The organism is Chitinophaga sp. HK235 (assembly GCF_018255755.1).
Taxonomy (GTDB): domain Bacteria; phylum Bacteroidota; class Bacteroidia; order Chitinophagales; family Chitinophagaceae; genus Chitinophaga.
The window spans coordinates 6,207,485-6,220,697 of the sequence record NZ_CP073766.1 but is presented as its reverse complement, the minus strand read 5'-3'; the positions used below and the strand labels follow the sequence as shown (position 1 = coordinate 6,220,697).

Below are 13,213 nucleotides of genomic sequence, written 5' to 3'. Positions count from 1 at the left end.
TGAATAATATTATTTACCCTGTTGTTTCGGATTAGGAATCAACAGATCATCCTTTCCATAAATGAAGCCTTTACGCTGATAGTTGGAAGGAGCAAAGGTTTCAGACATGTAAATGGCATCTTTGGGGCAGGCTTCTTCACAGAATCCGCAGAAAATACAACGCAGCATGTTGATCTCATACCTGGCCGCATATTTTTCTTCCCTGTACAGATTTTCCTCTCCGGGCTTCCTTTCAGCAGCTTCCATAGTAATGGCTTCTGCCGGGCAGGCTACAGCACAAAGGCCGCAGGCGGTGCATCTTTCACGACCTTCCTCATCACGGTTCAGTACGTGCAAACCACGGAATACCGGGCTGAATTGACGTCTCTGTTCCGGGAAACTTACGGTAGCCTTACGTTTGAATAAGTGCTTGAGGGTAATGCTCATGCCTTTCGCAATGGCAGGAATGTACATTTTTTCCGCAAGGGTCATCGGGCTACGGTCTACCGGTTTTGCCCTGTTTGTTAATGATTGCATAAGAAATGCTTTATTTAGTCCACACCCGAAAGTGTGTATAAAGTAAAAGAAATTAGTGTTGACGAGCCAATACAGTTGCTCCGGTAATCAGCATGTTCGCCAGTGCCAGCGGGATCATCACTCTCCAGCCCAGACGCATCAGCTGATCATAACGGAATCTTGGGATCGTCCACCGTACCCACATAAAGAAGAATATAAACACCAGTATTTTGACAAACAATGCCAGGAAGCCCAGTATGGTGAGCAGATTGGGACTAAGGCCCAGGCTGTCCATGCCAGGGAAGGCATATCCGCCGAAATACATAGTGGCCATCAGCGCAGAGCTGACAAACATGTTGATATATTCCGCAAAGAGGTAAAAGCCCAGTTTCATGGAAGAGTATTCCAGGTGGTAACCGCCATTCAGCTCGTTCTCTGCTTCCGGCAGGTCAAACGGCGTACGGTTAGTTTCCGCAAAAGCACATATCAGGAAGATAAAGAAGCCCAGCGGCTGGTATACCACGTTCCACAGGCTATGACGTTGCTGCTCCACGATTTCCTTCAGGCTCAGGGTGCCGGTCAGCATCAGCAATGCGATCAGCGCCAGACCCATTGGCAGTTCGTAGGAGATGATCTGGGAGGCAGCCCTCACAGACGCCAGCAGGGAGTATTTGTTGTTGGATGCCCAGCCACCGATCATAATACCGTATACGCCCATGCTCACCACACCGAAGATGAACAGGATACCGATGTTTACATCAGCCACCTGCAAGGAAATGGTGCGGCCGGCAATGGTCAGGGTGTCGCCCCATGGAATTACGGCGCTGGTCATACAGGCTACCAGCATGGCGATGGAAGGACCCAGGATGAAGAGGAACCGGTTGGAGTTGGTGGGGATGATCTCTTCCTTGAAGAAGAGTTTACCACCATCTGCCAGGGGTTGCAGCAATCCCATTGGACCTGCACGGTTAGGGCCTAAACGGTCCTGAATCCAGGCAGCCACCTTTCTTTCGCCCCAGGTAGAGTACATGGCCACTACCAGTGACAGTACCAACACTGCGGATATCAGCAGTATTTTCTCAAGAATAAAAAACCAGTCTATGCTTAATAACGTCATTTCCAGTTATAAGTTACGATTACGAATTACGATGCTTACTTATTAAAATCGTCCGAGTGAGCAGGACCTTCGATCTTTGACAGATCGATATCCGGTCTGTTTACCTGGCTTTGAGTGTGGATATCAAACAGCAGCTTGGGCTGTCTGCCATCCAATACCTCCACCAGTGGATCTTTCGGTTTAACGGTATTTACGTAATGGCCCTGAGAAATAACACTGTGACGGTCAATTTTGCGCGGCCCTTCAATGATCCAGTCTGATTTTTCCTTTTTCTCGAAACGGCAGGTGTTACAGATAAAGTCTTCCACTTCACCGTATTGATCTTTACGGGCTGTTACGCGGAACACCTCGTCACCACGCATCCACAATACGGTTTTACCACAGCATTTAGGATTTTCGCAGTTACGGTGAGCATCTACCGGTTTCAGGAACCATACACGGTTTTTGAAACGGAAGGTCTTATCCGTCAGTGCGCCTACCGGGCAAACGTCGATCACGTTGCCGATAAACTCGTTGTCGAGAGACTGATGGATATAAGTGCTGATTTCGGAAGCGTCGCCACGGCCGAGTATGCCGTGTTCACGTTTTTCCGTCAGCTGGTCAGCGGTATACACACAACGGTAGCAAAGGATGCAACGGGTCATGTGCAGCTGTATTTTGTCGCCGATATCGATTTTATCGAATGTTCTGCGTTTGAATTCGTAGCGGGTAGCTTCAGCGCCGTGTTCGTAGCTCAGGTTCTGCAGGTCGCATTCACCGGCCTGGTCGCAAACGGGGCAGTCGAGCGGGTGGTTGAGCAGCAGGAATTCTACTACACCCTTACGGGCTTCCTGTACTTCAGGAGAAGTGATGTTGGCTACTTCCATACCGTCCATTACGGTAGTACGGCAGCTGGCCACCAGTTTAGGCATCGGGCGCGGATCGGCATCGGAGCCTTTGGACACTTTTACCAGACAGGTACGGCATTTACCACCGCTGCCCTGTAACTTGGAATAGTAGCACATAGCCGGCGGCACTACATCCCCACCTATCTTCCGGGCCGCATTCAGTATCGTTGTACCAGGTTCGACCTCTACGGAGATGTTATCGATCTTAACCTTGAATAATTTTTTTTCCTCCGCCATCTTATTATATTTTTTGCTTACAGGGCTTTATATAGAAGCGATGCAGCAAAGTTTATGTTATTATAATTTATTGACTATTCTGTGAATCTTAGCGCCCTGGCGGAACTATACAGCTGCTGGTTCCGGTAAAGGAAGCGGGTCAGCATAGTGCGCCAGTCCGAAGTTACGGGTAAGCGCTTCATCCGGGTGTTTCACATGCCATTCAAACTCATCGCGGAAGTGACGGATGGCAGCAGCAACCGGCCATGCGGCGGCGTCGCCGAGCGGGCAGATGGTGTTGCCTTCTATTTTCCGCTGAATATCCCACAACAGATCTATATCACTCATTTTACCTTTTCCGTATTCGATGTTGTGCAGGACTTTTTTCATCCAGCCGGTACCTTCACGGCAAGGGCTGCACTGACCGCAGCTTTCGTGGTGGTAGAAACGGGCAAAGGTGAGGGTGTTGCGTACAATGCACTGGTCTTCGTCCATCACGATGAAACCGCCGGAGCCCAGCATGGAGCCGGTGGCAAAGCCGCCGTCGTTCAGGCTTTCGTAGGTCATCATACGGGTTTCGCCTTTGGCTGTTTTCAGCAGCAGGTTGGCCGGCAGCACCGGTACGGAAGAACCGCCGGGGATGCAGGCTTTCAGGCGTTTACCACCTTTGATGCCTCCGCAGTATTCATCGGAATAGATAAATTCTTCTACAGAGATGTTCATTTCGATCTCATAAACGCCGGGTTTGTTGATATTACCACAGGCAGAGATGAGTTTGGTACCGGTAGATTTGCCGATACCGAATTTGATATATTCGTCGCCGCCGATGTTAATGATAGGAACTACGGCTGCGATGGTTTCTACGTTGTTTACCACGGTAGGGCATCCCCATAAACCTTTTACGGCTGGGAATGGTGGTTTGATACGGGGGTTGCCGCGTTTACCTTCCAGCGATTCCAGCAGGGCTGTTTCTTCCCCGCAGATATAAGCGCCGGCGCCGCGTTGTACATATATTTCGAGGTCAAAGCCGGTGCCGAGGATGTTTTTACCCAGCCAGCCTTTGTTTTTCGCTTCTGCGATGGCCTGTTCCAGGATATCCGGAATCCAGGCATATTCGCCACGGATATAGATATACGCACTGTTAGCACCCAGGGCAAAACTGGATATGAGCAGGCCTTCTATCAGCAGGTGAGGGATGAACTCCATCAGGTAACGGTCTTTGAAAGTACCTGGCTCAGATTCGTCCGCATTGCACACGAGGTAACGGGGAACACCTTCCGGTTTGGCGATGAAACTCCATTTCAGACCGGTAGGGAAACCTGCACCACCACGACCTCTGAGGCCGCTTTTTTTCACTTCTTCCACTACGGCATCAGGCCCCATGGATTTCAGCGCTTTCTCTGCTGCAGCATAACCGCCGTTGCTCCGGTAAGTATCATAATACCGGATACCTTCTATGTGTGCTTTGTCTAACAGTAATTTGCGTCCCATTTTCTTCCTTATGGTTTAATGGTGATAGATAAACCAGCACCATCAACAGATTTGTATGATATATCTTTTATGCCTTGCGTATCCTGTGTTGGGCAATACGTTCACCCAGTCTGTAAAACAACAACCCTGCGCTGACACCACAGACAAAGGACAGGAACACATTGTTAATCCTCCACAGACCTGCCAGTGCTGTCATCAGCAGTATGGCTTCAATCACGATCAGCTTATACTGATGAAATAACTCCCAGATACGCATGACTATCGTTTTTTGGTGATGCATTAGTTTGCTTTTGCCCTGCATTCTGCGATGATCTCATCCACTTTTGCAGGAGTCAGGTGTTCGCGGAAGTGTTTGCCCAGTTGCATCATAGGCGCGTATCCGCAGGCACCCAGGCATTCTACCGTTTTAAGGGTAAACATGCCATCAGGCGTAGTTTCACCTACCCCGATACCCAGTTTGCTCTTGATATAGTCAATGATCTGATCAGAACCACTTACCATACATGGCCCTGTCTGACATACCTCAAACAGGTATTTGCCCACCGGCTTCAGATTGAACATGCTGTAGAATGTGGCTACTTCGTACACTTCAATGGGTTTTATTTGCAGTAAAGACGCAACATAGTCCATTGTTTCCGTACTCAGCCAACCGTCAAATTCTTCCTGTGCCAGATGCAGCACGGGTATCAGCGCACTTTTCTGCTTCCCTTCCGGGTAGCGTGCGATGATCTCTTTTACTTTATTCAGTTTCTCTTCAGAAAATTGAACCACAGCCATTTTTTTAATCAGCTTTATTCTTCAAAAATTCAATTGTACCTACTACGCGTCCAGCTCACCGGCAATCAGGTTGAGACTACTCATACACACGATCGCGTCGCTCAGCATGGCGCCTTTCACCAGTTCGGCATAAGCCTGGTAGTAGATAAAGCAGGGACGACGGAAATGCAGACGGTAAGGGCTGCGGCCGCCATCACTGATCAGGTAGAAGCCCAGCTCTCCGTTGGCACCTTCTACTGCGTTGTATACCTCACCTGGTAAGATGTCCGTTTCACCCATCACTATTTTAAAGTGATAGATGAGTGCTTCCATCTTGGTATATACATCCTTTTTATCAGGCAGGTAATAAGCCGGTACGTCGGCATGGTATACATCATCAGGCAGGCCTTTCAGTTTTTCCATCGCCTGACGGATAATGCTGATACTTTCCCACATTTCAGCGTTGCGTACGAGATAACGGTCGTAGCAGTCGCCGGTAGTACCTACTGGTACAGAGAAGTCGAAGTCCTGGTAAGAAGAATATGGGGTGGCCACGCGCACGTCGTAGTCTACACCGGCAGCCCTGAGGTTAGGACCGGTGAAGCCGTAGCTCATCGCTCTTTCTGCGCTGATGGCGCCTACTCCCTGTGTACGTTCCATGAAGATACGGTTACGGGTAAGCAGGGTTTCGAATTCTTTCAGTGCCTCAGGATATTCTTTCAGGAAACGTTCAATTTTCTCGAAAGCTGCCGGCGTGAAGTTTCTTTCGAAGCCACCAATACGACCAATGTTGGTCGTCAGGCGGGAGCCGCATATTTCTTCGTAAATTTCGTATATGAGTTCGCGATAGGTCATGAGGTATACGAAACCGGTGAGTGCACCGGTATCCACGCCCATTACCGCGTTACAAATCAGGTGGTCTGCTATACGGGCCAGCTCCATGATGATCACACGCAGATAATCTACCCTTTTGGGTAATTCGAGGCCCAGCAGTTTTTCTACTGTCATGATCCATCCGAAGTTGTTGATGGGGGCAGAGCAGTAGTTGAGCCTGTCGGTCAGCGGAGTGATCTGGTAATAGGGACGGCGTTCTGCGATTTTCTCAAATGCGCGGTGAATATATCCTACAGTAGATACTGCGCTCACAATCCTTTCGCCGTCTATTTCCAGGATATTCTGGAATACGCCGTGTGTAGCCGGGTGTGTAGGACCCAGGTTCAGCGTGGTCGTATTTTTTTCTATGGAGCCTTCCGGCAGTTTTATATGTTGTTTCTGATCTAACATAGCCTGGTTTAATTAAAAGTGACCGCCCCGACCAAACATTTCGTCGTCTTTGTCCGTACGCATAGGGTCTTCCAGTGGGAATTCCTTACGCATGGGGAAATAGGTCATTTCGTCCACATTAAGGATACGGATCAGGTTAGGATGTCCAACGAAATCGATTCCGAAGAAATCATAGGTTTCCCGTTCCATCCAGTTGGCAGATTGATACAAGCTGGTAGCGGTGAACACCTTAGGTGAAGCGACCGGCGTATATACTTTCATTCGCAGCCTGACATTGTCAACAAAGTTGTGCAGATGGTATACCACTGCCAGTTCCTCTCCTTTTCTTTCGGGATAATGCACGGCTGTGATATCCGTCAGAAAACGAAAACGCAATTCCTCATCATCAAACAGGAATTGCATTATTTTAAGGTTATAATCTTTCTGTGCAGTGAAGGTGAGCATTCCGAACGGCTCTTCAAAGCCGGTCAGCACATCCCCGAACTTCTCTGTCAGGCGTTGCTGTATGCGTTCGTTTGTTAAAGACATTAACAATAAGAGATTTACGAGTTACAAGTTACCATTCACACCCTTACTTATTTGATACCGTAGGATTCCATCAGCTCCTTATACCGGTCTGAATTACGGCGGCGCAGGCTTTCATTACCCACCAGCTGCTGTATTTTCATAAAACCATCGATAATACCTTCGGGTCTGGGAGGGCATCCGGGAACATATACATCCACCGGAATTACCTGATCGATACCTTGTAAAACAGAATATGTATCAAAAATACCACCACTGCAGGCGCAGGCACCTACTGCCATCACCCAGCGCGGTTCGGCCATCTGCAGATATACCTGACGCACGATAGGACCCATTTTTTTGGAAATGGTGCCCATTACCATGAGCAGGTCACACTGACGCGGCGTAAAAGCCATACGTTCTGCCCCAAAACGGGCCAGATCGTAGGTAGCAGCCATGGTGGCCATAAATTCAATACCACAGCAGGAAGTAGCAAATGGTAAAGGCCAGATGGAATTTTTACGCGCCAGACCTATCGCTTTGTCAAAAGAAGTGGCATAAAACCCTTCTCCGGAATATCCTTCCGGGATTTCCACCATCTTCACATTGGTATTATATTGAACCGGACGAGCCATTGATTAAGATTTAAAGGTTTAAGATTAGTCTTCCCACTTCAGGGCTCCCTTCTTCACAATGTAAATAAATCCGCACAGGAAGAAGCCCACAAACATCAGCACAGCTGTAAATCCTTCCCAGCCCAGCTCTTTAAAGTTAACAGCATATGGGTAGAAAAAGATCACTTCCACGTCGAAGAGCACAAAGAGGATAGCCGTCAGAAAGTACTTAATGGCTACTGGCTGCCTGGCGTTGCCACGCTGCTCGATTCCGCTCTCAAAGTTAATAAGCTTATCACTTGTTTTACGCTTGGGACCCAGAAAGTGAGTGGCTAGCATAGTGATCCCAACAAAACCTAAAGCAGCAAGTAATTGCAGTACTATAGGGAAATAGCTAAAAGGAGTAGTCGTTGCCGACAAAAATACAGATTCTGTATACATAAGCTTCCCGATAAAAACATTGTCCGAATTCGCAAAAATACTGTAACTAAACCAAATATCAAATCTATTAGGATCTAAAATATTATCTTTTTTTGCCAACCGGAAACCCGGGAAACCATCCTGCACAAATCGGGTTTACCCTCCCGAAGCTGATATCTCAAAGCCTTTTTCACTTTTTTACACAATGAATCCCCGCGGTATTACCTCACTGACAATTACATATGAACAATTATAGCGATACGTATATAATCCTTCTTAAAAAGAAACACCCTTCCCGGCATAACCAGGAAGGGTGCTTTTCTGTATGATTTACGAACAGATTATTTTTTATTCTGGGTAGCTTTGGGACCACCTGCAGGTTTTGCGGCAGGTTTTGCAGCCGGAGCAGCCTGATTTTCTTTAATCTGTTTTACAGTAGGATTATTCGGGTCGAGAGACAGTACTTTATCCATGTAAATCTGGAGATTAGCTTTGTCATCCTTGTTATAGTAATAAATCATCAGGTACTGATAAGGGAACATCAGCTGATTAGACTTGATTTTAGCTTTCTCAGGACCATCTATTTCAAAGAACTTCTGGAAGTAAGGCACAGCCAGGCCCAGTTTCGCATCCGGGTCTTTTGCCATGTTGGCACGGCCTCTCCAGTATAAGCCAAACGCTTCCTGCTCAGGATATTTGGTGATAAAGGTGCCATAAGTAGCATCGGCAGCATCATAGTCACGTGCGTACATTTCCATGGTACCTTTCCAGAAGTAGTCCTGGAGTTTGCCGGGGTTGGCTTTATCATCAAAATCATTTACCAGTTTGGTATACCATTCTGCAGAGCGTTTGAAGTCACGCAGCTTCTTGAAAGACTCTGCCACGTTGCGGTAAGTGTCTACGTCCTTGGTAGTATCAGAAGTAGCGTATTTTTCCAGATACAGGGAAGCCAGTGAATCGTTCACAGCAGCCTGTACGGAATCCTGTACTCTTACACGGCCATAGATTTCACTCAGCAGTTTGTAATCGTTTGGCTCCAGTTTGTTGTTGCCTACGGATTTAGCGTAGTCATCCATTACCTTCTTAGCGTTCAGGGAATCACCTTTCTGCAGGTAAGCATCACCGATCAAGCGGCTGAACTTGCCTTTGTAGATAGCGTCCGCACCGGCCAGGGCAGCATTACCCTTGCTGATAGCGTTATCGTAATCTTTTTTGAAGAAGGAGATGGAAGCGGAGTAGTATTCATTTTTCAGCTTGTCTGCAGGGTCAGCTACCTTCATGTATTTTTCCAGGTATTCTGCTGCTTTGTCCCATGACAGCTGATCTTTTTTAGGAGTAGTGTAGAACAGGAACAGCTCGTGGAAAGCAGGAGCATAGTTCGGGTCCATGTTGGTAGCTTTGGTCCAGTCGGCCACCGCTTCAGCTTTCAGTCTGGCGTTGTAGTTAACCATACCTTCTTTCATTACAGCCTCAGCGTTGTTAGCGCTCAGTTCCAGTGCTTTTTCATAGGCACCGATCGCTTTACCACCGTTTTCGCCACCGAGGTAGCGGTAAGCATCCCCTTGCTCGATATAGTCAGCTGCAGTAGCGGTGTACATTTCTTTCTTTTTACGGCCTTCATTGTTCAGGAGCTTGTCCATTACAGTGAGGGCGTAGGCACGGTCACCACCTTTGACTTCAGTGTTGGCATCTGCGATAGCGCGGGCTACATCTCCATCACGGCCCTGGGTGGCAGCGCTGGCGGCTTCAAATTTAGTCTTTGCAGCGGCAGCATCACCTTTTATCAGGTCTATACGTCCCATACCAGCTTGTAATAATGCAGAGGTAGGAACTGTCTGCAACCCTTTCTGGAAAGTAGCAGTGGCGCCAGCTACATCTTCCAGTGCGAGTTGTGCTATACCCATGTAATAATAAGCCTTGTCATCCGTAGGTTTCGCAGCAATTACCTTTTCAAACGTCTGTTTGGCGGACAGGTTTTTACCATAATACAGGTCTTTCAATCCATCCTCCACAGATTGAGCCATTACGCTCCCCGAGGCGGCACACAGCAATGCTACGAGTAAACTTTTCCGTCTGTTCATTTGCAATCTGGTTTTAGTTTTAGTTGTGTTTTTTGACTATTTAAGGTTGGCTTCTCTGAATACTACATTCAATCTTGCCGGGAACAATCTGAACTGCTTGATAACCAGCTGTCCTTCATAACTACCAAGGAAGGTAGCAAATCCCGAGCCTAAACCATGGTAAGGCTCTTTCAGACAAAAGTAGAAGCCACGTTTTAATGGATACGTTCCAATTCCAATATATGCCTGATAAGGTAATACAAAATCCGAACCATTATCTGCTCGCAGTTTCACAACGGAGACTTTGTTGATAAAGGCCATGGACAGCGAGTCGCTTGGATCTGAGATCCAGCTCACGCCGATTACACCGATCGCATCCTTGTTTTTGGAAACGTAATCTATTACTTCCGGATTCGTTTTAGCTGCCATAGTGTTGGCTGGCAAAGGTTTACCTTTATTGATGGAATCCTGAATATAACGGACAGTGCTTGAGTTGGCATTATCAAACACCAGTTGCCATTTTCTGTCTTTATTAGTGCCGTCCATGATACCGCGTACCTGGTTCATCGTAAGGACAGAGTCCGGATTACTATGATTTACCACGAGCGCCAGCGCATCCCACGCCAGCATCAGGCTCTGGGGCGTGATCTTTATTTTCTTGAAGTAATCACGCTCAGCAGCATTAAAATCGCGGGTCACGATGACCATGCGGGCACTATCATTTAAAAGATCTTTAAAGCACTCTGCTTCCGGCTTATAGGAAGGAATAATGTGTGCTTTGGGATACAGCGACTCAAACACCTTGATCTCAGAGTCCAGCAGTGGCTTGTAAGTTTCATCCACACTAATCTTTATCTCCCCTTCTGTTGCCGTATCTAATTTTTTCGCATTCGGATTGGGGCTACAGGCCGCCATTAATGCTAAAGCTGTTAAATATACAGCATACTTTTTAGTAAAACCGAAAAACATATCTACCCGTTAGTTCCTGTTAAAAAATAGTTTCCTGATCCCATTATATATCCTGAAGACACCATAAAGCAATAAAACTACTCCTAATGCTGTCATCCATTGAGGGGATAAACGGAACTCTCCAAGTCCCAGCTTTTGCGCAAAGATTGCGAAAAGCCCGAAGAGAATAAAGAAGATACCTCTTACCAGTTCACCGATAGGCCTGTATTTGTTTTCCAGTCGCCTGTTTGTTTGTTCGTCTTGCATTTCCATCTTGCGAATTACAATTATACAAAAAAATATTTTTTAAACTTGAATCGGGAATTTTAGAAGAATGTTAAAAAAAAGTGCCAAAACCAATGCCAGACCTCCATCCACACGCAATTTGAGGCATTTTTTCAACATGTGGTAAATTTTTGATTTAAAATTTGATCATTTTCCGGAGATTACAAATGAACCCCGTTTTATTTTATTGAAAGCAACTGCAACCGGAACAGCCTCTTTTTGTTGTTATATAGATGCAAACAGGTGAACATTTCCATAATAACTTGTAGGTTTGCGGGCTGATACGCAATTTAATATGAAGATACTGATGGTATGCCTGGGCAATATCTGCCGCTCTCCCCTGGCGGAAGGTATCATGAGGCATCTTGTACAAGAAAAGGGATTAGACTGGGAAATAGACTCTGCCGGTACCGGCAACTGGCATATAGGCCATCCGCCGGACCATCGCGCCATTAAGGAAGCCCATCGCCAGGGAATAGATATCTCCGGCCTGTGCGCCCGCCAGTTCCAGGCCGCCGATTTCGACGCCTTTGACCGCATCTACGTGATGGACCATAACAACCATCGTGACGTGCTGAAAAAGGCCCGCAATGCAGCTGACAAGGCCAAAGTACACCATCTGCTGCCGGATGATCAGGACGTACCCGACCCCTGGTTCGATGACGCCCTCTTCGCCCCGGTCTTTAAACTGATTTATGATGCCTGTAAAAGCATCACGGACAACAAACAATAACAAACACCCATAATATTTTTTTGAGATGATAAAACCCGGTATTCCAAACGGTACCCGCGATTTTGGCCCTGTAGTGGTCAGAAAACGTAACTATATTTTCAGTACCATCCGCGAAACCTTCGAGGTATTTGGCTTCCAACCCCTGGAAACACCCGCCATGGAAAACCTCTCCACCCTCACCGGCAAATACGGCGAGGAAGGCGATAAGCTGATGTTCAAAATACTCAACAACGGAGACATTTTCCCGAAAGCACAGGTCGCCACCGACAACAAATCGCTGGTATCCGCTGTCACTGAAAAAGCCCTCCGCTATGACCTCACCATCCCCTTCGCCCGTTATGTGGTGATGAACCAGAACGATCTGGCCCTCCCCTTCAAACGCTACCAGATGCAACCGGTATGGCGCGCCGACAGACCTCAGCGCGGCCGCTACCGCGAGTTCTACCAGTGTGATGCCGACGTGGTAGGCAGCAACTCCCTTCTCAACGAAGTGGAACTGCTCATGATCTACGATACTGTGCTCACCAAACTGGGCCTCCAAGGTTATGAACTGCGCATCAACAACCGCAAAATCCTCAGCGGCCTCGCCGAAGTAATCGGTAAACCGGAACTGCTCACCGATATCACCATCTCCATCGACAAACTCGATAAAATCGGTGCGGAAGGTGTAAGAAAAGAACTGGCAGAAAGAGGCCTCACCGATACAGATATCACCACCATCGAAAACTTCCTCGCCATCGGCGGCACCAACGAAGAAAAACTGGCACAGCTGCAAACCCTGCTCCAGTCATCCGCTACCGCCCTCAAAGGCATAGAGGAACTGACTTACGTGCTCAACTCCGGATTCGGTACCTTCAGCACCACGCCCATCATCGATGTAACCCTGGCCCGTGGCCTCAACTACTACACCGGTATGATCGTGGAAGTAAAAGCACCTCCTACCGTAAAAATGGGCAGCATCGGCGGCGGCGGCCGTTATGATGACCTCACCGGCCTCTTCGGCCTCAAAGGCATCTCCGGTGTTGGTATCTCCTTCGGAGTAGACCGTATTTACGATGTGCTGGAAGAGCTGCAACTGTTCCCACAGGAAGCTCAACAGTCCACCAAAGTGCTGTTTCTCAACCTGAGCGATGACAGTGCCCGCGCCTGCTTCTCCTACATGATGCAGCTCCGCGCCAAAGGCATCGCTGCTGAGCTGTTCCACGAAAATGCCAAAATGGACAAACAGATGAAATACGCCAATAAAAGGGGTATTCCTTATGTGATCATCCTGGGCGAATCTGAAATGCAGGAAGGCCTCGTTAGCGTGAAAAATCTCACCAGCGGCCAACAGGATAAAATCAAAGCCGAACAAATGGCAGATTTTATTATTTAGTCATTTGATTATTTTGATATTAAAAAAG

The 13,213-nt window shown here is 47.6% G+C and carries 15 protein-coding genes; 2 read left to right on the top strand and 13 right to left on the bottom strand.

Features of this window, described 5'->3' with window-relative positions; genetic code table 11:
• Positions 1 to 9: 9 nt before the first annotated feature.
• The 13 genes from nuoI to KD145_RS23575 all read right to left on the bottom strand — a co-directional run bounded on the left by nuoI (position 10) and on the right by KD145_RS23575 (position 11,059).
• Positions 10 to 516 (bottom strand): NADH-quinone oxidoreductase subunit NuoI, encoded by a 507-nt coding sequence (nuoI, locus tag KD145_RS23635; RefSeq protein WP_113615289.1) that lies wholly within the window; start codon positions 514 to 516, stop codon positions 10 to 12.
• 52 nt (positions 517 to 568) lie between these two features.
• Positions 569 to 1,612 carry an NADH-quinone oxidoreductase subunit NuoH gene (nuoH, locus tag KD145_RS23630; RefSeq protein WP_212002243.1) on the bottom strand — a complete coding sequence of 348 codons (1,044 nt, stop codon included), beginning with the start codon at positions 1,610 to 1,612 and terminating at the stop codon, positions 569 to 571.
• A 35-nt stretch (positions 1,613 to 1,647) separates the two neighbouring features.
• Positions 1,648 to 2,736 (bottom strand): 2Fe-2S iron-sulfur cluster-binding protein, encoded by a 1,089-nt coding sequence (locus KD145_RS23625; RefSeq protein WP_212002242.1) that lies wholly within the window; start codon positions 2,734 to 2,736, stop codon positions 1,648 to 1,650.
• 105 nt (positions 2,737 to 2,841) lie between these two features.
• Positions 2,842 to 4,206: an NADH-quinone oxidoreductase subunit NuoF gene (gene nuoF / locus KD145_RS23620; protein WP_113615290.1), complete on the bottom strand. Its 1,365-nt coding sequence runs from the start codon at positions 4,204 to 4,206 to the stop codon at positions 2,842 to 2,844.
• A 67-nt stretch (positions 4,207 to 4,273) separates the two neighbouring features.
• Complete coding sequence (locus tag KD145_RS23615) at positions 4,274 to 4,462, bottom strand: hypothetical protein (RefSeq protein WP_212002241.1); 189 nt, start codon at positions 4,460 to 4,462, stop codon at positions 4,274 to 4,276.
• A 23-nt stretch (positions 4,463 to 4,485) separates the two neighbouring features.
• A complete protein-coding gene (gene nuoE / locus KD145_RS23610; RefSeq protein WP_249219535.1) occupies positions 4,486 to 4,983 on the bottom strand; it encodes an NAD(P)H-dependent oxidoreductase subunit E in 498 nt (165 codons plus the stop codon).
• Between the two features lie 42 nt (positions 4,984 to 5,025).
• Positions 5,026 to 6,246 carry an NADH-quinone oxidoreductase subunit D gene (locus KD145_RS23605; protein WP_212002240.1) on the bottom strand — a complete coding sequence of 407 codons (1,221 nt, stop codon included), beginning with the start codon at positions 6,244 to 6,246 and terminating at the stop codon, positions 5,026 to 5,028.
• A 12-nt stretch (positions 6,247 to 6,258) separates the two neighbouring features.
• On the bottom strand, positions 6,259 to 6,774 hold the full coding sequence (locus tag KD145_RS23600; protein ID WP_212002239.1) for an NADH-quinone oxidoreductase subunit C: 516 nt from the start codon (positions 6,772 to 6,774) through the stop codon (positions 6,259 to 6,261).
• Between the two features lie 47 nt (positions 6,775 to 6,821).
• Entirely contained in the window at positions 6,822 to 7,385 is a 564-nt protein-coding gene (locus tag KD145_RS23595) for an NADH-quinone oxidoreductase subunit B (protein WP_078668889.1), read from the bottom strand.
• A gap of 24 nt (positions 7,386 to 7,409) precedes the next feature.
• Entirely contained in the window at positions 7,410 to 7,805 is a 396-nt protein-coding gene (locus tag KD145_RS23590) for an NADH-quinone oxidoreductase subunit A (protein WP_113615295.1), read from the bottom strand.
• A gap of 320 nt (positions 7,806 to 8,125) precedes the next feature.
• Positions 8,126 to 9,865 carry a lipopolysaccharide assembly protein LapB gene (locus KD145_RS23585; RefSeq protein ID WP_212002238.1) on the bottom strand — a complete coding sequence of 580 codons (1,740 nt, stop codon included), beginning with the start codon at positions 9,863 to 9,865 and terminating at the stop codon, positions 8,126 to 8,128.
• Positions 9,866 to 9,901: 36 nt separating this feature from the next.
• Positions 9,902 to 10,759, bottom strand: a complete 858-nt coding sequence (locus tag KD145_RS23580; RefSeq protein ID WP_212002234.1) for a substrate-binding domain-containing protein — start codon at positions 10,757 to 10,759, stop codon at positions 9,902 to 9,904.
• Between the two features lie 63 nt (positions 10,760 to 10,822).
• Positions 10,823 to 11,059, bottom strand: coding sequence for a hypothetical protein (locus tag KD145_RS23575; RefSeq protein ID WP_212002230.1), 237 nt, complete (start codon positions 11,057 to 11,059; stop codon positions 10,823 to 10,825).
• A 313-nt stretch (positions 11,060 to 11,372) separates the two neighbouring features.
• Between KD145_RS23575 and KD145_RS23570 the strand changes: the two genes are divergently transcribed.
• Positions 11,373 to 11,810 (top strand): low molecular weight protein-tyrosine-phosphatase, encoded by a 438-nt coding sequence (locus KD145_RS23570; protein WP_308219032.1) that lies wholly within the window; start codon positions 11,373 to 11,375, stop codon positions 11,808 to 11,810.
• A 25-nt stretch (positions 11,811 to 11,835) separates the two neighbouring features.
• Complete coding sequence (hisS, locus tag KD145_RS23565; protein WP_212002225.1) at positions 11,836 to 13,185, top strand: histidine--tRNA ligase; 1,350 nt, start codon at positions 11,836 to 11,838, stop codon at positions 13,183 to 13,185.
• Positions 13,186 to 13,213 lie beyond the last annotated feature (28 nt).